This is a genomic window from Alteromonas sp. C1M14 (assembly GCF_018860965.1).
GTDB lineage: Bacteria > Pseudomonadota > Gammaproteobacteria > Enterobacterales > Alteromonadaceae > Alteromonas.
On record NZ_JAHKQF010000008.1, the window covers coordinates 242932 to 262080 of the forward strand.

General features: G+C 46.0%; 15 protein-coding genes. 10 read left to right on the forward strand and 5 right to left on the reverse strand.

The genetic code is table 11. The features are described from left to right. Window positions 1-135: 135 nt before the first annotated feature. The gene (locus KO501_RS05780; RefSeq protein WP_216028698.1) at window positions 136-651 is read left to right on the forward strand and encodes a hypothetical protein; all 516 of its coding nucleotides are present in this window, start codon (window positions 136-138) and stop codon (window positions 649-651) included. Here KO501_RS05780 and KO501_RS05785 read toward each other — a convergent pair. Both KO501_RS05785 and metK read right to left on the reverse strand, forming a co-directional pair. Next, window positions 648-1139, reverse strand: a complete 492-nt coding sequence (locus KO501_RS05785; protein WP_216028699.1) for a hypothetical protein — start codon at window positions 1137-1139, stop codon at window positions 648-650. The two genes, KO501_RS05780 and KO501_RS05785, sit on opposite strands and share 4 nt — an antisense overlap. Window positions 1140-1393: 254 nt before the next feature. Continuing rightward, the gene (gene metK / locus KO501_RS05790) at window positions 1394-2539 is read right to left on the reverse strand and encodes a methionine adenosyltransferase (RefSeq protein ID WP_216028700.1); all 1146 of its coding nucleotides are present in this window, start codon (window positions 2537-2539) and stop codon (window positions 1394-1396) included. A 334-nt stretch (window positions 2540-2873) separates the two neighbouring features. Between metK and tkt the strand changes: the two genes are divergently transcribed. The 5 genes from tkt (at window position 2874) to KO501_RS18550 (ending at window position 9477) form a co-directional block, all read left to right on the forward strand. Then, window positions 2874-4868 carry a transketolase gene (gene tkt / locus KO501_RS05795; protein ID WP_216028701.1) on the forward strand — a complete coding sequence of 665 codons (1995 nt, stop codon included), beginning with the start codon at window positions 2874-2876 and terminating at the stop codon, window positions 4866-4868. Between the two features lie 20 nt (window positions 4869-4888). After that, window positions 4889-5902, forward strand: coding sequence for an erythrose-4-phosphate dehydrogenase (epd, locus tag KO501_RS05800; protein ID WP_216028702.1), 1014 nt, complete (start codon window positions 4889-4891; stop codon window positions 5900-5902). Window positions 5903-5929: 27 nt separating this feature from the next. After that, window positions 5930-7105, forward strand: a complete 1176-nt coding sequence (locus tag KO501_RS05805) for a phosphoglycerate kinase (protein WP_216028703.1) — start codon at window positions 5930-5932, stop codon at window positions 7103-7105. A 109-nt stretch (window positions 7106-7214) separates the two neighbouring features. Beyond that, the gene (locus KO501_RS05810; RefSeq protein WP_216028704.1) at window positions 7215-8114 is read left to right on the forward strand and encodes a fructose bisphosphate aldolase; all 900 of its coding nucleotides are present in this window, start codon (window positions 7215-7217) and stop codon (window positions 8112-8114) included. A 202-nt stretch (window positions 8115-8316) separates the two neighbouring features. After that, window positions 8317-9477 carry a GGDEF domain-containing protein gene (locus tag KO501_RS18550; protein ID WP_216028705.1) on the forward strand — a complete coding sequence of 387 codons (1161 nt, stop codon included), beginning with the start codon at window positions 8317-8319 and terminating at the stop codon, window positions 9475-9477. Here KO501_RS18550 and ppx read toward each other — a convergent pair. The 3 genes from ppx to KO501_RS05830 all read right to left on the reverse strand — a co-directional run bounded on the left by ppx (window position 9474) and on the right by KO501_RS05830 (window position 13680). Then, on the reverse strand, window positions 9474-11009 hold the full coding sequence (ppx, locus tag KO501_RS05820) for an exopolyphosphatase (RefSeq protein WP_216028706.1): 1536 nt from the start codon (window positions 11007-11009) through the stop codon (window positions 9474-9476). The genes KO501_RS18550 and ppx overlap by 4 nt on opposite strands. Window positions 11010-11022: 13 nt before the next feature. Continuing rightward, window positions 11023-13089: a polyphosphate kinase 1 gene (gene ppk1 / locus KO501_RS05825; protein WP_216028707.1), complete on the reverse strand. Its 2067-nt coding sequence runs from the start codon at window positions 13087-13089 to the stop codon at window positions 11023-11025. A gap of 84 nt (window positions 13090-13173) precedes the next feature. Further along, window positions 13174-13680 carry an ACT domain-containing protein gene (locus KO501_RS05830; protein ID WP_216028708.1) on the reverse strand — a complete coding sequence of 169 codons (507 nt, stop codon included), beginning with the start codon at window positions 13678-13680 and terminating at the stop codon, window positions 13174-13176. 175 nt (window positions 13681-13855) lie between these two features. Between KO501_RS05830 and KO501_RS05835 the strand changes: the two genes are divergently transcribed. From KO501_RS05835 to phoU, 4 genes are read left to right on the forward strand one after another with little or no spacing between them, the layout of a single operon-like run. Continuing rightward, window positions 13856-15994 (forward strand): ABC transporter permease subunit, encoded by a 2139-nt coding sequence (locus KO501_RS05835; protein WP_216028709.1) that lies wholly within the window; start codon window positions 13856-13858, stop codon window positions 15992-15994. Continuing rightward, a complete protein-coding gene (gene pstA, locus KO501_RS05840) occupies window positions 15987-17561 on the forward strand; it encodes a phosphate ABC transporter permease PstA (RefSeq protein ID WP_216028710.1) in 1575 nt (524 codons plus the stop codon). The genes KO501_RS05835 and pstA overlap by 8 nt, the downstream gene beginning before the upstream one ends. An 8-nt stretch (window positions 17562-17569) precedes the next feature. Beyond that, window positions 17570-18376 (forward strand): phosphate ABC transporter ATP-binding protein PstB, encoded by an 807-nt coding sequence (pstB, locus tag KO501_RS05845; RefSeq protein ID WP_216028711.1) that lies wholly within the window; start codon window positions 17570-17572, stop codon window positions 18374-18376. A gap of 10 nt (window positions 18377-18386) precedes the next feature. After that, window positions 18387-19106 carry a phosphate signaling complex protein PhoU gene (phoU, locus tag KO501_RS05850; protein ID WP_216028712.1) on the forward strand — a complete coding sequence of 240 codons (720 nt, stop codon included), beginning with the start codon at window positions 18387-18389 and terminating at the stop codon, window positions 19104-19106. Window positions 19107-19149 lie beyond the last annotated feature (43 nt).

A 19149-nucleotide genomic window follows, 5' to 3' on the forward strand; every position in this document is an offset into this window, starting at 1 on the left:
GATCATACGCAATGATAGTCCTGTTAAATTGTTGCGCAATTAGACAAAGGATGGGAAAGCCGAATAAATAAAAACTTGCGAAGTTGGTCATACCCTCGTAGCTTTAAGGTATGTCTGTTAAAGAAGTTTGTGCCGGTGCGTTTGAAAAGTCCCCCTACCATCCTTGATATTGAAGCCAGTGGATTTGGCAGCGCCAGCTTTCCTATTGAAGTGGGTGTTAAACGCCACGACGGCGCTCGTTTTTGTCGCTTAATTCAACCCTATAAATGGTGGACGCATTGGGATAAAGAAGCCGAACTTTTACATGGCTTAACTCGGCAAACATTGCATGAGCATGGTGTACAAGGTGCATCGGTTTGCCATGATCTTAATGTATTCCTTAATGATCAAACCGTGTATTCAGATGGATGGGTGGTAGATTACCCATGGTTGATAAAACTATATGCGGCGGCGGGTGTTGCCATGACATTTAAATTAAGTGCCTTAGAATACATCTTAAGTGAGTCTCAAATGCAAACTTGGCATGAGGTTAAAACCCAGCTGTTAGCCCAACAAAGCGGGTCTCGTCATCGGGCGAGTGTGGATGCCGAATTAATTCAACAAACCTTTATTTCCACTGCAGCGGGTGCAAAGTTACCATTTGCCCGTTAAAAATAATATTCCACACCTAAAAGCAGTGAATTTATATTTTTATTTTCTACTTCTCGGTATTCATATTCTAAGGCCATGGTCACCGAACGTAGATCACCCATTTGCCAGCCAACACTTGCCGCAGAGCCGACCTTGTGGGGTAGGTAAATCCAATCTGCATAGGTTAAGGGATTATCTGTACTGGTTTGTAAGGCGGCATAAATACGGTGTGACTGGTTTTGTATCACACGCCGACTGGCAAAAAACTGCACTGAGTTATACTGATTGGTGTCATTCAAATTGTATAACCATTGAGGTGTAAAGGGACGTTCTGTGTTGTAACGTACGCCAAACTGCCAGGTGGCAATACGTGAACTTTGGTAAGTGATTTCTGATTGGTACGGCGATGCGACAAACCGCGTATTCACATCTGATGGTTCGGTGTTGGGCTCGGCAAAGGTCACCGCACTAACTATTAATAATAACCCAATTGGCCAATAATCTTTCATGTTGAGAACCTTATGTGTGTGGTTGGGTGCTCAGTGGTACGTTTGGTCATTGTTGATATTAAAACAGGTGTGTTTGTTGCCCAGAGGAATAGCCATTAAATGGGCGACACACGTTGTAAACGACTAGCGACAGTGAATGTAATTGGGCTTATAGCGCCTATTAGTAGAATGATGAGGAAGAGTCTGTCAGGTTTCAGTATAGTTTAAATAAAAAAAAGCACCGGCAAAATTGCCGGTGCTTTTTTGTTTGGCTATTAAACTGAGGCTTTTAATGCCTCTGCTTTATTAGTGGCTTCCCACGGGAATTCTTCACGACCGAAATGGCCATAAGCCGCAGTAGCACGATAAATAGGGCGCTCCAAATCGAGCATCTTAATCAAGCCGTAAGGACGTAAATCAAAATGTTCTCTTACCAGCGCCACCAGTGTTTTTTCATCCACGACACCAGTACCAAAGGTTTCAATGCTGATGGATGTAGGCTCTGCTACGCCAATGGCATAGGAGATTTGTATTTCACACCGTTTAGCCAGACCTGCGGCGACAATATTTTTTGCCACGTAACGGCCAGCATAAGCTGCTGAACGGTCAACTTTTGAGGGATCTTTACCAGAAAATGCGCCACCACCATGACGGGCCATGCCGCCATAGGTATCCACGATTATTTTTCGCCCGGTTAAGCCACAGTCGCCCATTGGTCCGCCAATAACAAAGCGGCCGGTGGGGTTAATATGAAATTGGGTTTGGGCAGTAAGCCATTCTGAAGGCAGAACCGGCTTAATGACTTCTTCCATAACCGCTTCACGAAGGGCCTCAGTACTGATGGTTTCATCGTGTTGTGTTGACAACACCACAGCATCAATGCCCACTGGCTTATTGTCTTCGTAGACAAAAGTAACTTGGCTTTTAGCATCTGGACGCAAAAAGTCGAGCTTGCCAGATTTTCTAACTTCAGCCTGTTTTTGTACTAAACGATGGGAATAGGTAATGGGAGCCGGCATTAAAACGTCGGTTTCATCACTGGCGTATCCGAACATTAATCCCTGATCGCCAGCACCTTGTTCTTCAGCCCGTGCCCGATCCACGCCTTGGTTGATGTCAGGCGACTGTTTTCCGATGGCATTGAGTACGGCACAAGAACCCGCGTCAAAACCCACATCAGAATGGGTGTAGCCAATTTCTTTTACAGTTTCACGGGTTAACTCTTCGATATCTACCCAAGCCGTAGTGGTAATTTCACCACCTACCAATACCATGCCTGTTTTAACATAGGTTTCGCAGGCAACCCTGGCTTTAGGATCTTGCTCTAATATGGCGTCAAGCACCGCATCTGAAATCTGGTCGGCAATTTTATCCGGATGCCCTTCAGAAACAGATTCGGATGTAAATAGATGAGCGGCCATAAGTCCTCCGTTGTTTTTGGATTACCAAAGTAGTTTATATTGTAACGTACAAATGTAAGAATACCATCTTTACTTCTGGACGTCTAAAAGTCTATCTGTAGCGTTTTGTTGACAGTTTAAAGTCTGCGTTAATGAGATAATATCGAATTAACACAATATTACGGTATTGAATAACACCAGACCGTATAAAACACGTTGAACTGGGTATACGCTTAGGTAAGAATAGTCGTCAGTTCGAAAAATCATAGTCGACAGCAGGAAATCCTATCCGTCACCGGGGCGTTCTCCGGGTTGTCTACACTAAAGTTACATGCAAATTTAAGAAGGAGTTAGCATGCCCACCCGTCGTGAACTCGCTAATGCTATCCGAGCATTAAGTATGGATGCTGTTCAACAAGCAAAATCTGGCCACCCTGGTGCGCCAATGGGAATGGCTGATATTGCACAGGTTTTATGGTGTGATTACCTTTCACATAACCCTGAAAATCCCAATTGGGCAAACCGCGACCGTTTTGTTCTTTCCAATGGTCACGGATCTATGTTGCTTTATTCGCTGCTGCATCTCACAGGCTACGATTTACCGTTAGAAGAACTTAAAAACTTCCGCCAATTACATTCTAAAACCCCTGGTCACCCAGAATACGGCTATGCGCCAGGCGTTGAGACAACTACAGGGCCGTTAGGCCAAGGCATCAGTAATGCCGTGGGCATGGCATTAGCCGAAAAAGTGCTGGCCGCTCAATTTAATAAAGACGACCACAGTATTGTCGACCATTACACCTATACGTTTTTAGGTGATGGATGTTTAATGGAAGGGATCTCCCATGAAGTTTGTTCACTGGCCGGTACCCTTGGTTTAGGAAAGTTAGTTGCATTTTATGATGACAACGGCATTTCTATTGACGGTGAGGTTGAGGGCTGGTTTACCGACGATACGGTGAAGCGCTTTGAATCTTACGGATGGCAGGTTATTGATGGTGTTGATGGCCATGATGCAGACCAAATTCGTAAGGCAGTCGATGCCGCGCGAGAAAATACCACACAACCGACGTTGATTTGTTGTAAAACCATTATCGGCTTTGGTTCACCTAATAAACAAGGTACAGAGTCTTGTCATGGTGCTCCACTTGGTGATGATGAGATAGCTGCAACCCGTGAAGCCTTAGGCTGGACTCATGGTGCGTTTGATATTCCTGAAGATATCTACGCCGAGTGGAATGCGAAAGATGCCGGTGCAGCCAAAGAAGCGAGCTGGAACGAAGCGTTCCAAGCCTACGAAAAAGCCTACCCAGAACTGGCGAAAGAGTTTAGTCGTCGTATTGGCGGTGATGTACCTGCCGATTTTGTTGCTAAAGCGGATGCTTATATTGCCCAGTTACAAGCCAATCCAGAAGGTCCTGCAACCCGTAAAGCATCGCAAAATGCATTGAATGCTTATGGCCCGCTTTTACCTGAATTATTAGGTGGCTCGGCAGATTTAGCGGGTTCAAACCTGACAATTTGGTCTGGCTCTAAAGGAGTGGATGCCAAAGACGCGTCGGGTAATTACATATACTACGGTGTACGTGAATTTGGCATGTCAGCCATGATGAATGGCATCGTGTTGCACGGCGGCTTTAAAGCGTATGGCGCAACCTTCCTTATGTTTATGGAATATGCACGTAACGCCGTACGTATGGCCGCATTAATGAAAGCGCCCGCTATTTTCGTTTATACCCATGACTCTATCGGTCTTGGTGAAGATGGTCCAACACACCAACCTGTAGAACAAGTGGTGGCATTGCGGGCAACGCCTAACCTTGACAACTGGCGACCCTGTGACCAAGTTGAATCTGCTGTGGCTTGGAAAGCGGCAATTTTGCGAAAAGATGGTCCGACCACGTTAATCTTCACACGTCAGGGATTACCCCAACAAGGGCGTACTGACCAGCAGGTTAGTGATATTGCCAAAGGCGGTTATATCCTTAAAGACACCGCGGGTACGCCGGATATGATCCTTATCGCGACGGGCTCAGAAGTACAGCTGGCTGTGGCCGCGGCGGAAGCGTTGGCTGACAAAGGTGTGCAGGCTCGAGTCGTGTCTATGCCTTGTACCGATGTCTTTGATCGTCAAGATGCGGCGTATCGGGAATCTGTATTACCGTCAACGGTAACCAAACGGGTTGCGGTAGAAGCGTTAGCGAAAGATTCTTGGTATAAATACGTAGGCTTAGGTGGCGCTGTTGTTGGCATGGAAACCTTTGGTGAATCCGGTCCAGCCGCTGAGCTATTCAAACACTTTGGTATTACTACCGAAGCGGTTGTAGAGACGGCGTTGTCATTAAAATAATGGGTCTATAGGCGGTTTTTATGGTCCGAGTTGCCATAAATGGTTTTGGCCGGATTGGTCGTAACGTCCTTCGCGCTCTGTATGAAACAGGGCGCAATCAATTAATTAAGGTTGTTGCGATAAATGATTTGGCTCAACCAGAAGGCATAGCCCATCTGTTAAAGTACGATTCGACCCATGGTCGTTTCGATTTTGATGTGGCCTTACAAGAGCAGCAACTAACGGTGGCGGGTGATAGCATCCGCTTGTTGGCTGAAGCTGATATTAGTCATCTGCCCTGGCAATCCTTAGGGGTGGATATTGTACTGGAATGTACCGGCGTTTTTTCTGATCGGTCAGCCGGTCAGGCACACCTTGACGCGGGTGCAGGAAAGGTACTGTTTTCTCAACCGGGCAGTACCGATCTAGATACAACCATCATCTTTGGTACCAACGAAGAATCGTTACTCCCCGAACACCGTATTGTTTCTAATGGTTCTTGTACCACCAATTGTATCGTGCCTGTAATTCAGGCGCTGGATAATGCCTTTGGTGTTGAAAGCGGCACCATTACCACCATTCATGCCTCTATGCATGATCAACAGGTAATCGACGCCTACAATAAAGATCTCCGGCGCGCCCGCGCGGCCAGTCAGTCTATTATTCCCGTGGATACACGCTTAGCCGCAGGTATTGAGCGTATTTTGCCAAAGTTTGCCGGTAAATTCGAAGCCATAGCGGTTCGGGTACCCACGGTAAATGTGACCGCCATGGATCTCAGTGTGACTCTCGCGACAGGCGTGAGCATAGTGGAGGTCAACAATGCCCTTAAAAAAGCCCGTGAAGGGCGTTTGGCCGGCATTTTAGGATACAGTGAAGCACCGTTGGTGTCGGTGGATTTTAACCATGATCCTCATTCATGTATTGTTGATGGCACACAAACTCGGGTGAGTCACCGTCGACTGGTTAAAACCTTGGTGTGGTGTGATAACGAATGGGGATTTGCAAACCGAATGATTGATACCACGCTGGCTATGTACCAGACGGGGTGTTGAGTAAAACTAAGTTACTAAGGGAAAATTATGGCAATTCCAAGCATGCAGGATTTCACGTTGAACGGACAACGTGTTTTGATCCGTCAGGATCTTAACGTGCCGGTGAAAGAGGGCAAAGTGAGCTCTGATGCCCGTATTAAAGCATCCATTCCTACAATTAAAGCCGCGTTAGATGCAGGGGCTGCAGTCATGGTGATGTCACACCTAGGTCGTCCTACCGAAGGGGAATACGACGACGCATTCTCGTTGCAACCGGTTGTGGATTACCTCAATGAGGCGTTGGATGTGCCGGTCTCATTAGTTAAAGATTATCTAGATGGCGTAGAGGTAACACCTGGTCAACTGGTGATCCTTGAAAACGTACGCTTTAACAAAGGTGAGAAGAAAGACGAAGAAAGTCTGGCGAAACAATACGCCGGCTTGTGCGATCTTTTCGTGATGGATGCCTTTGGTACCGCACATCGGGCACAAGCGTCCACCCACGGCGTGGCTAAATTTGCGCCTAAAGCCTGTGCAGGCCCTTTGCTGGCAGCAGAACTTGATGCCTTAGGCAAAGCGCTGGATAACCCTAAACGCCCCATGGTAGCCATTGTGGGCGGCTCTAAAGTGTCGACGAAGCTGACGGTACTTAAAACCCTGGCAGAGAAAGTGGATCAGTTGATTGTGGGTGGCGGCATTGCCAATACCTTTATTGCTGCACAAGGCTATGGTGTGGGTAAGTCGTTGGTGGAAATGGATTTGGTGGATGAGGCAAAAACGCTTATTCAACAAGCCCAAGACAATGGCGGTGATATCCCAGTACCTACCGATGTGGTGGTGGGCACCGAATTTTCTGAATCGGCCACGGCCACATTAAAGCCGGTTGATCAGATCACCGATGAAGATATGGTGTTTGATATAGGGCCAGACTCTTCTGCTGCCCTAGAAGATATTCTAAAAAATGCGGGAACCATTGTTTGGAACGGCCCAGTTGGGGTTTTTGAATTTGACCAATTTGCTGGTGGTACCAAAGCCCTCGCTCAGGCTATTGCAGAGAGTAACGCTTTTTCTATTGCCGGTGGTGGTGACACCCTCGCTGCGGTAGATAAATATGAAATCGCTGATAAGATATCCTATATCTCCACAGGCGGCGGCGCGTTTTTGGAGTTTTTGGAAGGTAAGACATTACCTGCTGTGGCCGTTTTAGAAGAAAAAAATCAATAAAAAAACGTGCTGATATAAAAATGCATGACTGGCGAACAGTGACGTTCGCCTGCATAACGATAAACCCTACAATCTGCCGATAGGCAGTACGCAAAAAGGAGTGTTGCTCATGGCATCACAAGCTCAGTTAGCTATGCTGGATAAAATTAAAACGCAAACCGGATTTATTGCTGCCCTCGATCAAAGTGGTGGTAGTACTCCTAAAGCGTTGAAACTTTATGGTGTTGACGAATCTGCTTACAGTAACGACGAAGAAATGTTCGATATGGTGCATGCGATGCGTACCCGAATCGTCACCAGTGACGTATTCAACGGGGAGCGTGTGTTAGGGGCGATTTTATTTGAAAATACCCTAGACAGAGATATCGAAGGTATGTCGTCTGCCCATTACTTGTGGGAAAAAAAGCAGGTTGTGCCTTTCTTAAAAGTGGATAAAGGCTTGGCCGAAGAAGCAAACGGCGTGCAAGTTATGAAACCCATTGCAGGACTAGATGCATTATTGTCTAAAGCCGTAGCACAGGACGTATTTGGTACCAAAATGCGCTCTGTGGTTAAGCTGGCTAACGAGGAAGGGATTAAAGCCGTAGTGGCTCAGCAATTCGAAGTTGGCAAACAAATTATTGCCGCGGGTTTAGTTCCCATAATCGAACCTGAAGTTGATATTAATAGCCCAGAAAAAGCGGCAGCAGAAGCCTTGTTGCAAGCTGAAATCATAGCGCAACTTGATGCGCTGGAAGAAGGGCAAGAAGTGATGCTTAAGCTCACTTTACCCAACGAAGCCGATTTTTATAAAGCCCTTGTTGACCATCCTAAAGTGATTAAGGTGGTGGCATTATCTGGTGGTTATAGTCGCGATGATGCGAATGCAAAATTGGCGCAAAACCACGGTATGATTGCATCGTTTTCCCGTGCTTTAACTGAAGGTGTGTCAGCGCAACAGTCGCAAGCAGAATTTGACGAGACGTTAAATAACGCCATTGAATCTATTTATCAGGCGTCAAAATCGTAAAATCTGACCAAATATCAAAAGGGCAGACTTCTGAAGTCTGCCCTTTTTTTGATCCTGATCAGAGGCCATTTGCTCATATGATTGGCACATTGTCTACGTACTAGCTATGGTTAGTAGGGGTGAACATGCAAACGCCTGTTAGTATATCAAGGCGGTGCTATCACATAATGAGTCATGCTCGTTTAATTTGGATGAATAAGATGTGAGCGCAATCCACCATATACACTTTTTAATCGGTGTTTTAGGGCTATTGGTTCTCGTGGGTGTTGCTTACTCCTTTACACTGCCCACACCATCTCATCATTACAAAGCGCAGTCCCCCCGTTTTGCCCGCTATTTTCTGTTTTGTATTTGGGTGGGCTACCTATCGCTATGCCTTCCTGCACTTAATTATCCATTGACTGGCGCAGTGTTGGTAATGCCGAGCATCTTAACGGCCATGTACATGATCTACATGACTTTACTTCGTCGTTACGGCTGTGCGCTAAGCCAAATTCAGGTAGCCATCATTAGCTTGCACATCTCAATGAGTACCGTGGTGTATGTGTGGCTTTTTTTCATAGACAACCCGCTGTGGTTAAAAGATTGGCTACTTTGCTTATCTGGCGCCATTCCCCTTATATTGGCGTTGCGACTTATCATTACGCAAACCTCCGACGACACCGCAGGCGATAAGTTAAATTTGTCTACGGTGAGTACTGCGTTACTGGTTTTAATTCTGGGCATGCCGGTTTACTTCGTTTTTGTTTCTGACACCACTTTTATCACGCCCTATATTGCTTTTATTGTTATTTTTTTGCTTACCTTATTGTTTATGCTTGGTTTTGTATCAAGTTTAATGCAAACCTTATTTGCCAAACTACTTACCCAAGTCTACGTTGACGCCTTAACTGGAACAAAAAACCGTCATTATTTTTATAAGGAAGCGCCGGCACGTTTGGCCCATTGCCGCCGCCATAAACAAGCTTTTTCTTTAGTCGCCTGTGACATTGACCACTTTAAATACGTCAACGATAGCTATGGGCATCCGGCAGGCGATGAGGTGTTAAAGCAATTTGCTCACGAGCTAGAAGTCAATTTGCGAGAAGGGGATATACTCATCCGTATGGGAGGGGAGGAGTTTTTAGCACTGTTGCCTGATTGCGATCTCATGCATGCTAATACACTGGCAAATCGTTTGTGTCAGGCCGTACGTGATGCACAAATAAAGGTAAACGATATCACCATCCATCTAACGGCTTCCTTTGGAGTAGCGAGCATAGAAGATGGGGACAGCATTTTTGATGGGATAAGAAAAGCGGATGAAGCTTTGTACCGAGCTAAAGCGTCAGGAAGGGATCAGGTCAAACGGGTTCAGGCTTAACATTCGGTGATATCAAGTTCCAAGCCCAAGGCTTTCCAATAATGTTTTTCTTGCTGCAGATCGGCGGATAAAATCGGCCTACCTTCTAACCAGTTTTGTGGGAACATCAAGGTCAGTTTTTGCTTTGCTGCCGTGACTTGGATCGTGGGTAAAAAGGCTTCTTGGCGCTTAATATTGAGCAATGCGCCTAATCTCATGATGGCGATCAATCGCTTTACTGATGCCGTCTCATACATCTGAAATTCAGGCATTTCGTGTACTTTTATCTTTTTTCGATGAAAGCGCACTAAGGTAGAAAGAAGCTCTTGTTGCTCTTGGGTAAAGCCAGGCATGTCGACGTTTGCCAAAATATACGCAGAATGGCGCTGCACCCCCCGCGAATTGATTTGCAATCCCACCTCATGAAGCAATGCCGCCCAACCTAGCATGGCGCGAAAATCCCGACTTTTAAACTTCCAACCTTTACAAGCTTGGTCAAACAAATTCAGCGACGTGGTAAGGACAATATTGGCTTGGATGGTATCCACGTCGTAACGGGTTGCTAAGCTCTTAGCCGTGCGCTCGCGAATATCAGAATGCTTCATCTCGTCTTTCATTTGATAAAGCACTCCCTCTCTGAGGGCGGCCGGTGAATATATCAGGCCATCAATATCCATTGCTTCAAAAATACCAATGAGTATGGCCAAGCCTCCAGCAATGACGCCTCTGCGATCATCACTGATTTCTGGCATTGTTAGGTTATCTACATGACCGGCTTCAATGAAGGTCTTGGCCAAGTTACGTAAGCTTTTTAAGGTGACCGGCTCAACATGACCATTTTTCTTATCTCGCTGTGCAAGATTAAACAAGGTTTTAATGGTACCGGATGTGCCGATACATTGTGTCCATCCTAGACGCTTGTAATGGCTTTCGATCATTTCTAATTCTTGCTTAGCAGCGGTAATGGCGCGGTTAAAGGCCTTAGGTTTTAATTCACCTTGAGCAAAGAAGCGCTTTGTATAACTGACACAGCCCATTTGCAACGAACGACAAACCAGAGGGCCGAACCCTTCACCAATAACAAATTCCGTTGAGCCGCCGCCAATATCAGCCACCAGACGTCGGCCATCACTGTGATTTGTGTGGGCTACGCCCTGATAGATAAGACGAGCCTCTTCCACTCCCGAGATAATTTCGATGGGATAAGGCAGTACTTCTCGGGCCGCGTTAATGAAGTCACGGGCATTCACGGCCTTACGCAGGGTATGCGTGGCCACAATGCGCACAGAATCAGGTTCGAACCCGCGCAGACTTTCTGCTACCAAGCCCAACATCTTCAGCCCTCGTTCAATGGCTTCATCACTTAAGACGTTGTCTTCGCTAAGGCCGGCAGCCAGACGTACTTTTTCTTTTAAGCGGTGAAGGATTTGAACTGAGCCCGCGTTAAGGCGGGCAACAACAAGGTGAAAGCTATTAGAGCCAATATCTAAGGCAGCGACCTTGGTGATATCTCGGCTTTCAACAGCATTAAAAACAGTTTCAGTTGGGCTCATTAAATGGGTCTACTTAATCTTCGAGACTTTTTAGATAGTGGTAAATTTCTACCTGAGAGCGAAGCTTTTTACGATTACCTCGCAGAACGTACCGATTGGTTTGTTCCTTGTCAATAATTCTAGCTTTCAATGTATCTTTAAACTGTAATTCCATAATATCTACAATCTGTTGTTGTAATCGCTGATCATAGATGGGGCAACCCACTTCAATACGGTTGTCCATATTTCGGGTCATCCAGTCCGCCGAGGAAATATACACTTTCCGTTTACCGCCACCTTCGAACACCATCACTCTAGGGTGTTCTAAAAAGCGGTCGACAATCGAAATAATGGTAATGTTATCGCTGATCCCTGGCAGGCCGGGTACTAACGAACACATGCCCCGGACAATACCGCGAATTTCAACACCAGCCTGACTGGCGCGATAAAGGTCGTCAATAAGCTCTTTGTCGACCAAGTTATTAATCTTAAATGTAATCTGCGCTTTATGCCCTTCTTTTAAATACTGGATTTCCTGGCGGATAAGGGACTGTATTTTTGTACGGCTATTTAATGGTGAGATTTGTAAGTGCTGAAATTTGTATCTGCGATAGGGATACTGAATAAGATCAAAAACCCCAACCCCTTCTTCTGCTAGTTCTTGATTGCGGGTAAACAAACTAAAGTCTGTATAAATTTTTGCGGTTTTTTCATTGAAGTTACCGGTACCAAAATGCGCATAGTGAACCAAGGAACCTCGTTCTTCCCGGGTTACAATGCACAGTTTGCTGTGTATTTTTAACGTAGGCACGCCAAGAACCACGCGAATACCAGCATCGGTCATACGTCGTGACCACCCAATATTGGCTTCTTCATCGAATCGTGCACGCAATTCCACCACCACGGTAACTTTTTTACCGTTGTCCACCGCATCGATAAGAGAATTAATGATCCGTGAATTACTGGCCACGCGGTAAATATTTATCCGTATGGATTTAACACTGGGGTCGAAGGCCGCCTGGCGCACAAATTCAGTGAAATGAAGGAAACGATGATACGGGTAATACAGCAGAATATCGTGGGCGGTAATGGCATCAAAAACGGTGTTGTAGGCAGAGAATGTTTGGGTATCAATAGCCGGCAATTTGGGGTTTTCAAGGTATTCACGGCCCACGTTAGGAAAGCCAATAAAATCTTTGAAGTTGCGGTAATGTCCGGCGGCATGCATGGTATCAAGTTTCGATACCTTTAACCGTTTACGTAAATCCTGCACCATGTCATCCGGCATGGCATTATCGTGGATGACGCGAACCGGTTCGGCAATTAATCGTTGCTTCATGCTTTCGGACATTTTGTCCATGTAGCTTTCGTCTATTTCATCATTGATGGAATATTCAGAGTCGCGGGTCATTTTAAAGGAATAGGCTTCGAGTTCGTCGTATTTGACAAAACCACGGAAAATCTCTTCTAGACACAACTGAATGACGTCATCCAGCAGAACAATGTGTTTTTTCTTTCTGCTTTTTTCTGGCGGAATAACGATAAACCGCGATGTCTCAGCAGTGGGAACTTGCACCGCCGCATAACGTGTGTTTTTGCCTTCTCGACGTAAAGCCACATAAAGATAGACCGCTGTGCCATTTAGGCGAGCTAATAAATCTGTTTTTTTATCAATGAGAATAGGGGCGATATGACGTAAAATTTTATTCACGAAAAGATTACGTAACCAAACACGTTGGTACTCGTTAAGTTCATCTTTTCGCAAAATGAAAATGTTGTAGCGCGCCAGAGCCTTTAAGACATCTTTGTGAATATCGTCAAACTTGTTTGAAAGATGAACCACCTTGTTTTGAATTTCTTCCATTAACGCGATTAGGCGGGTGGCTTCTTCTTCGCTACCGTTTTCTTGGGCAATGGTGATTTGACGTTTTACGTCGGCGGCTCGTACCCGATAAAACTCATCTAGGTTGTTTGAATAAATACCAAGAAAGCGAATACGTTCTACAGCAGGATTATTTTTATCTGCAGCTTCTTGCAATACTCTTTCGTTAAAAGACAGCCAGCTAAGCTCTTTGGGATAGTACAGTTCGTTGTGTTCCATAATGCGGGGCAAAATTTCTTATTCAAAAAAGTGTAAAGCCTGTCATAGCAAGGTGACAACGCTGTGACAGGGGTGGTTTCTGCGCTAAACCTGGGTATTAATATCTACCACCAGATCGTTAGCGATTTCTTCTAACGCGGTTTGCAGAGCGCTGTCATCAAAGGCTTCAGGTACGGCAATCACAGCCTCAGCTTTGAACATTTCGCTTCCCCAATTGGGTGCGCTTTCGCAGCGAGATGTAAAAGAAATAATATTCAGGCTGAACTGGTTTAGAATATTCGTCAGTTCCTGTACGATGCCCGGCTTGTCGTTGCCAATAATGTGAACCGACAGGGTATCGCTGAAAGGCGCTGGACCTTTTGCTGTGGTGACAGACTGAACGGTAAGATCAGGCAGACAATTTAAGGCCTCTACCAGCTCGTCATGTTTAGCAATCGGCACGTGAACTTCCACAAAGCCGGTGAATTGTCCTGCCATATGGGCAAAGCTGCTACCCAGCCAATTGGCGTCGTGGCGATATACACATTTGGCCAGTGCGTCGACGAGGCCGGGTTTGTCTTTACCCATGATGGTGATAATCAAAGGTTGCATGCGCACTCCTGTCTTAAAGTGATCGCCCCTTAGTCAGATGGGGTTAACGCAAACTCACGTTAGGATCTATTTAACTTTTTAACTTTCACTTGATTAGCAGTATTAAAATAACACATGATTGGCTATCAACCCTATCTGATCTCAGAAAAATCAGGCAAAAGTTGCTTTTATAATAATGACGTCACCTGAGGACATACACAACAACAAAAGGCAGCGTAAAGACCGGCGCCTGAAATTCACTGTCTCACTGTTCGGTGGGATGGTGCTATTGGCGATGGTGGTGTTAATCACCCATTTAGCATCTCAAGCGCTACCTTTAGCGATGCGACCATCCTTTGAACAGATACAAACCGTCACTTTGCCTGACAACAACGAGGGCTTGAGCGCCGTATTAAACAGCGGTGATCTGTTGGCTGGCCAACCGGTTATCATGGGCAATGAACAGTGTGGACTTACCATGCTAGAGCTCAACCTTGCCACTTTTGTTCTTAATCCCGTGCATCAATATCTTCGCCCTTGTGATCATCAAATGACCACAATTGAACAGAATGAACAGCAATACATTGTCGATGTTTCGCCGGCTGGGCAGGTTAGGGTGATAGATGTTCAGCCGTTAATGTTATCCCACAGACAGCCGGTTTCCACAGTCGTGAGTTTTTCTCTACCCGACAATCTGTGGCAGAAGCGTATTTCATGGCAGGCGACCCTTGGTGAACGTTGGCTAGCGTTTAAAATTCACACCTCAGATGAAGTGTTTGTTCGCTGGATAAACCGCCTTCAGCCCACGGAGTTTGTGGATCAGCATTTTAACGCTAAAGCAAAGGTTTTACCCTTGCCCGGCAGTGCTACATCGTTGGTTTATCAGGGAAGCAAACTGGCATTTCACCCGTTGTATAAACCGGTGACCACAGCGCCAATGACACAGCCTATTACCTGGTGGCAAAGCCTGCCAAAAGATCGCACCGTATTAATTGCTTCTCACAATACCCTTACTCGATGGGTCCTCAACAATGAACAGGGGACATTTCACTATGTGCCCACGTGGAAAACCCAACTTGCATCAGGCCAGACTCCTGTGGATGCCGCCACCCATGCCACCACGAATGCCTTAGCTGTTTTAACAAATAAGCAGCAGGTACTTATGATCAATAGGGTAACCGGCGAGACCGTCAGTGAAGTGACGTTAAAAACGCCGGCGACGGGTCTGTCTTGGTTTGGGCAAAACCTGTATTTTGTGTCAGGGTCTGTCATCACCGTAGAAAAAGTTAATTGGTTAACGGGCATTACGACCTGGGCCTCGTTATTTGCGCCGCAACATTATGAAGGATACCAAGGTGATGACACGGTTTGGCAATCGACCAGTGGCTCGGATTATCAGGAAACTAAATACAGTTTAGTGCCGTTATTGATCGGCAGTTTAAAAGCCTCGCTGTTGGCGCTTATTATTGCCATCCCTGTGGCCATTGGCGCGGCGGTATATACAGCGTATTTTTCTCAAGCCCGTGTACGACAATGGCTAAAACCTGCAATTGAATTATTAGAGGCCATACCGTCGGTGTTAGTGGGGTTTATCGCGGCTATTTGGTTAGCGCCTATGGCCGAGCGGGTATTGTTTTCCTTTTGCGCTTTTCTCATTGCGGTGCCGGTTATTTTGTTTGTCAGTGCGCTTATTCAACAACGTATTGCTAAAAAATTACCCATGTATTTTCGTAACGGCACCGAAATGCTGCTGATGCCTTTGCTGATTGTTTCCTTAGGTTATTGTTGCATGCAGTGGGGCCCGGAGCTGTTGTCTGCCACCCTAAATACTGATTTTGGCGAGGCCATTAGTCACTCTTCAGGCAGTCCGGTGGGAAAAACCACGGTGGTGGTGGCGTTAGCATTGGGGGTGGCCATATCGCCAACGATTTATTCACTGGCCGAAGACGCGATTAGTGGTGTGCCTGCGCATCTTAAACAAGCCTCATTTGCACTGGGCGCTACCCGTCTGCAAACACTACATTATGTGGTATTACAATTGGCATTGCCGGGTATTTTGGCTGCGGTGATGATGGGCTTTGGCCGCGCATTTGGCGAAACAATGATCGTGCTTATGGTAACCGGTAATACGCCCGTGGCAGATTGGCATTTATTTGAAGGCCTGCGTGCGCTTACGGCTAATTTGGCCATTGAATTACCAGAAGCCGACATTAACAGCGCCCATTATCAGGTACTCTTTTTTACCGCCTGTATTTTGTTTGGTTTTACCTTTGTGATTAATACCGTTGCAGAACTGCTGCGTCAGCGATTACGCAAAAAGGGGCAGTATGATTAATATAAAATTTCATCGCTTATTGTCACCTTCGCAACGGCAATCTTTTGTGATGAGTATCACGGCGTTTTTTTCCGCCATACTGCTACTAGCGTTAGGCAGTATGCTGTCACTCATTTGCTATCGAGGGCTGGCGTATTTTTGGCCATCGCCCATCTACACGGTGTCTTACTATGATGCCAAGCTGGAACAAGCCTCGGTGGTGTACGGGCAAATATTTAACGAATATGAAGAACATGGAGAGTATATTCGTTGGTTTCTTTATTCCAGCGTGAATCACCCCACAGGGAATCAGATGCTCTTAGAGCAAAGCAACACCCTTTCTGTGGTTGAGTCAGCCAATAGCGCCAATATAACGTTGAAAGACGGTCGCACCGTGATGGGCGTTCCGGCCAAACTCAATAACGATGGCCGCTTAGATTATTCGCCCCAGCGTTACCTTGACATGGCTAATCGTGTGGCTGAAATTCAAACCGACATTGATAACATTCAAGTTCAACATCTTAGCCAGATTCATCAACAGTTGGCTCAATTAGACACCCAGGATGTGGCCGACGATGCCCCAGCCCGGCATAAGTTAAATAATGGGTTTTCCCTGTGGCAGCAAAAAATTGAGTCACTAGAGCGACAGCGAAACAGCTATGTTTTGGATGTTGCCATGGCAGACGGACAAACGGTGGCTATCCCCCTGGCTGATATTGAATCGGTATTTGTGCCAGGACAGCTTAATCTGTTAGGTCGGTGGCAGGTCTTTTTGCGCAATATTGGCCAGTTTTTGGTACAGGCGCCTAAGCAAGCGAATACCGCGGGTGGGGTATTTCCTGCCTTGTTTGGAACGGTGTTGATGGTGCTGGTGATGACCCTGATTGTGGCCCCCTTTGGGGTCATGGCCGCGGTGTATTTAAGTGAGTATGCGCCAGATAATTTTTTGACCTCGGCCATCCGTATTAGTGTATCGAATATGGCCAGTGTGCCATCCATTGTGTATGGGGTGTTTGGATTAGGCTTTTTTGTTTATACCTTAGGTGGCAACATCGACTCTCTATTATTTTCTGATACCTTACCTGCTCCCACCATGGGCACTCCGGGGTTGTTCTGGGCTGCCCTTACCATGGCGATGTTAACCTTACCGGTGGTGATTGTCGCCACCGAGGAAGGGTTACGGCGAGTGCCACAAGGATTACGAGCAAGCAGCTATGCCCTTGGGGCGACGAAAGCCGAAACCGTGCTTCGTATTGTGCTGCCCATGGCATCGCCGGGTATTATGACCGGTATTATTCTGGCCATTGCTCGGGCCGCAGGGGAAGTGGCCCCCCTTATGTTAGTTGGAGCGGTAAAATTTGCGCCTAATTTGCCCGTTGACGGTGACTTTCCTTATTTTCACCTCGACCGCCAGTTTATGCACTTGGGTGTGCTGATTTATGACGGCGCTTTTCATAGTCAAACCGATGCGAAGGGAGCATCTATGATGTTTGCCACTTGCCTATTATTGTTGTTGGTTGTGGTGACGCTGAATATTTTGGCTGTCATACTACGTGCCCGTTTGCGCAATCGATATTTGGTTAACTGAGTCTGCATATGTTAAAGCTTTTTGAGCATGAAACCCTGGATGTACATAATCTTGGCGATGAAGAAACGGCCATTGGGGTTAAGGATCTTAGTTTACAATTCGGGCAAAAGCCTGTGTTGCAAAACATTAGCCTGCGTATACCTAAACATCGCATCACCGCGTTAATCGGCCAAAGTGGTTGTGGTAAGTCCACCCTAATTAGTAGTTTCAATCGTATGAACGATCTGGTGCCAGATTGCCAATACACGGGTGGCATATTTATCAATGGTCGTAATATCAACGACAAACGGGAAGATGTCTCTCAGTTGCGTACTCAGGTAGGCATAGTTTTTCAGCGTCCGAACCCCTTTCCCATGAGTATTTACGATAACGTGAGCTACGGGTTACGATTAAAAGGCATTAAAGTCCGTCGTTACCTTGATGATGCAGTGGAACAAGCACTAAAAGAAGCGGCGTTATGGGATGAGGTGAAAGACCGGCTGTTCGATTCGGCTCGTATCTTATCTGGTGGTCAGCAACAACGCTTGGTGATTGCCCGGGCTTTGGCATTAAAGCCAGACATTTTGCTGTTAGATGAACCCACTTCTGCGCTGGACCCCCTGACCACGTTATTTATTGAAGAGTTAATGGCTGGGCTAAAAAAACGCTGCACCATAGTGATTGTTACTCACAACATGCAGCAAGCTGCCCGAGTCTCAGATTACACGGCATTTCTGCATCAAGGGCAATTAGTTGAGTATGCCGATAGCGACACCTTATTTACCATGCCTGAATTCAAGCAAACCGAAGATTACATTACTGGCCGGTACGGTTAAGGAATCGATTATGCCTCGACAATTGGCGTTAAATACGCATATATCCGGTAAGTTTAATATTGAACTTGAAAACTTGCGTAATTCCGTTTTGACCATGGGTGGAGAGGTTGAGCTACAGCTGGTGGAAACCCTAAAGGCGATTCGTCTAAATCATGCGGGATTGGCAGAGAAAGTGATCCTCAATGATTTGAAAGTGAACGCCATGGAGATGCAAATTGATGAAGAGTGTTTGCGTATTATCGCTAAACGCCATCCCACCGCGTCAGATTTACGCTTAGTGATGACAGTATCTAAAGCAATCACCGACATTGAGCGAATGGGAGATGAAATAGAGCGTATTGCGCGGTTGGTAACTAAAAATAAATTACCGGCGTCTGAAATGATAAAAAGCAGTATGTTGCAGATTGGCGAAAACGTGGTAGAGATGATGAGAGGCACATTCGATGCGTTGGCAAGACAAGACGAAGGTGCGGCATTAGAGGTGTACGAACAAGACAATGTCATTGATGCAGATTATAAAAAGCTGCTGACCTTTACTGCTCAGGAAATGCAAAAGAATACCGATGACATGCAAGACTGGTTAGAAGTGTTGTGGGCTTTGCGATCGTTAGAGCGTATCGGCGACCGCTGTAAGAACATTTGTGAGTATGTGGTGTATCTTTCTCGCGGCAAGGATATACGACACTCTCCTTTGGAAAACATGCAAACCAAGTTAGATCAGCTAATATAACGCCTTGTATGTCATATTTTTGAAATAATTGTCGCTAAAATAA

Excerpts from the sequence above, each read along its gene's own strand:
- phoU (WP_216028712.1), top strand. The coding sequence starts at position 18,387 with ATGCCTCGACAATTGGCGTTAAATACGCATATATCCGGTAAGTTTAAT.
- ppx (WP_216028706.1), bottom strand. The coding sequence starts at position 11,009 with ATGAGCCCAACTGAAACTGTTTTTAATGCTGTTGAAAGCCGAGATATC.
- epd (WP_216028702.1), top strand. The coding sequence starts at position 4,889 with ATGGTCCGAGTTGCCATAAATGGTTTTGGCCGGATTGGTCGTAACGTC.
- KO501_RS05810 (WP_216028704.1), top strand. The coding sequence starts at position 7,215 with ATGGCATCACAAGCTCAGTTAGCTATGCTGGATAAAATTAAAACGCAA.
- KO501_RS05830 (WP_216028708.1), bottom strand. The coding sequence starts at position 13,680 with ATGCAACCTTTGATTATCACCATCATGGGTAAAGACAAACCCGGCCTC.
- ppk1 (WP_216028707.1), bottom strand. The coding sequence starts at position 13,089 with ATGGAACACAACGAACTGTACTATCCCAAAGAGCTTAGCTGGCTGTCT.
- KO501_RS05785 (WP_216028699.1), bottom strand. The coding sequence starts at position 1,139 with ATGAAAGATTATTGGCCAATTGGGTTATTATTAATAGTTAGTGCGGTG.
- pstB (WP_216028711.1), top strand. The coding sequence starts at position 17,570 with ATGTTAAAGCTTTTTGAGCATGAAACCCTGGATGTACATAATCTTGGC.
- metK (WP_216028700.1), bottom strand. The coding sequence starts at position 2,539 with ATGGCCGCTCATCTATTTACATCCGAATCTGTTTCTGAAGGGCATCCG.
- pstA (WP_216028710.1), top strand. The coding sequence starts at position 15,987 with ATGATTAATATAAAATTTCATCGCTTATTGTCACCTTCGCAACGGCAA.
- tkt (WP_216028701.1), top strand. The coding sequence starts at position 2,874 with ATGCCCACCCGTCGTGAACTCGCTAATGCTATCCGAGCATTAAGTATG.
- KO501_RS05805 (WP_216028703.1), top strand. The coding sequence starts at position 5,930 with ATGGCAATTCCAAGCATGCAGGATTTCACGTTGAACGGACAACGTGTT.
- KO501_RS05835 (WP_216028709.1), top strand. The coding sequence starts at position 13,856 with ATGACGTCACCTGAGGACATACACAACAACAAAAGGCAGCGTAAAGAC.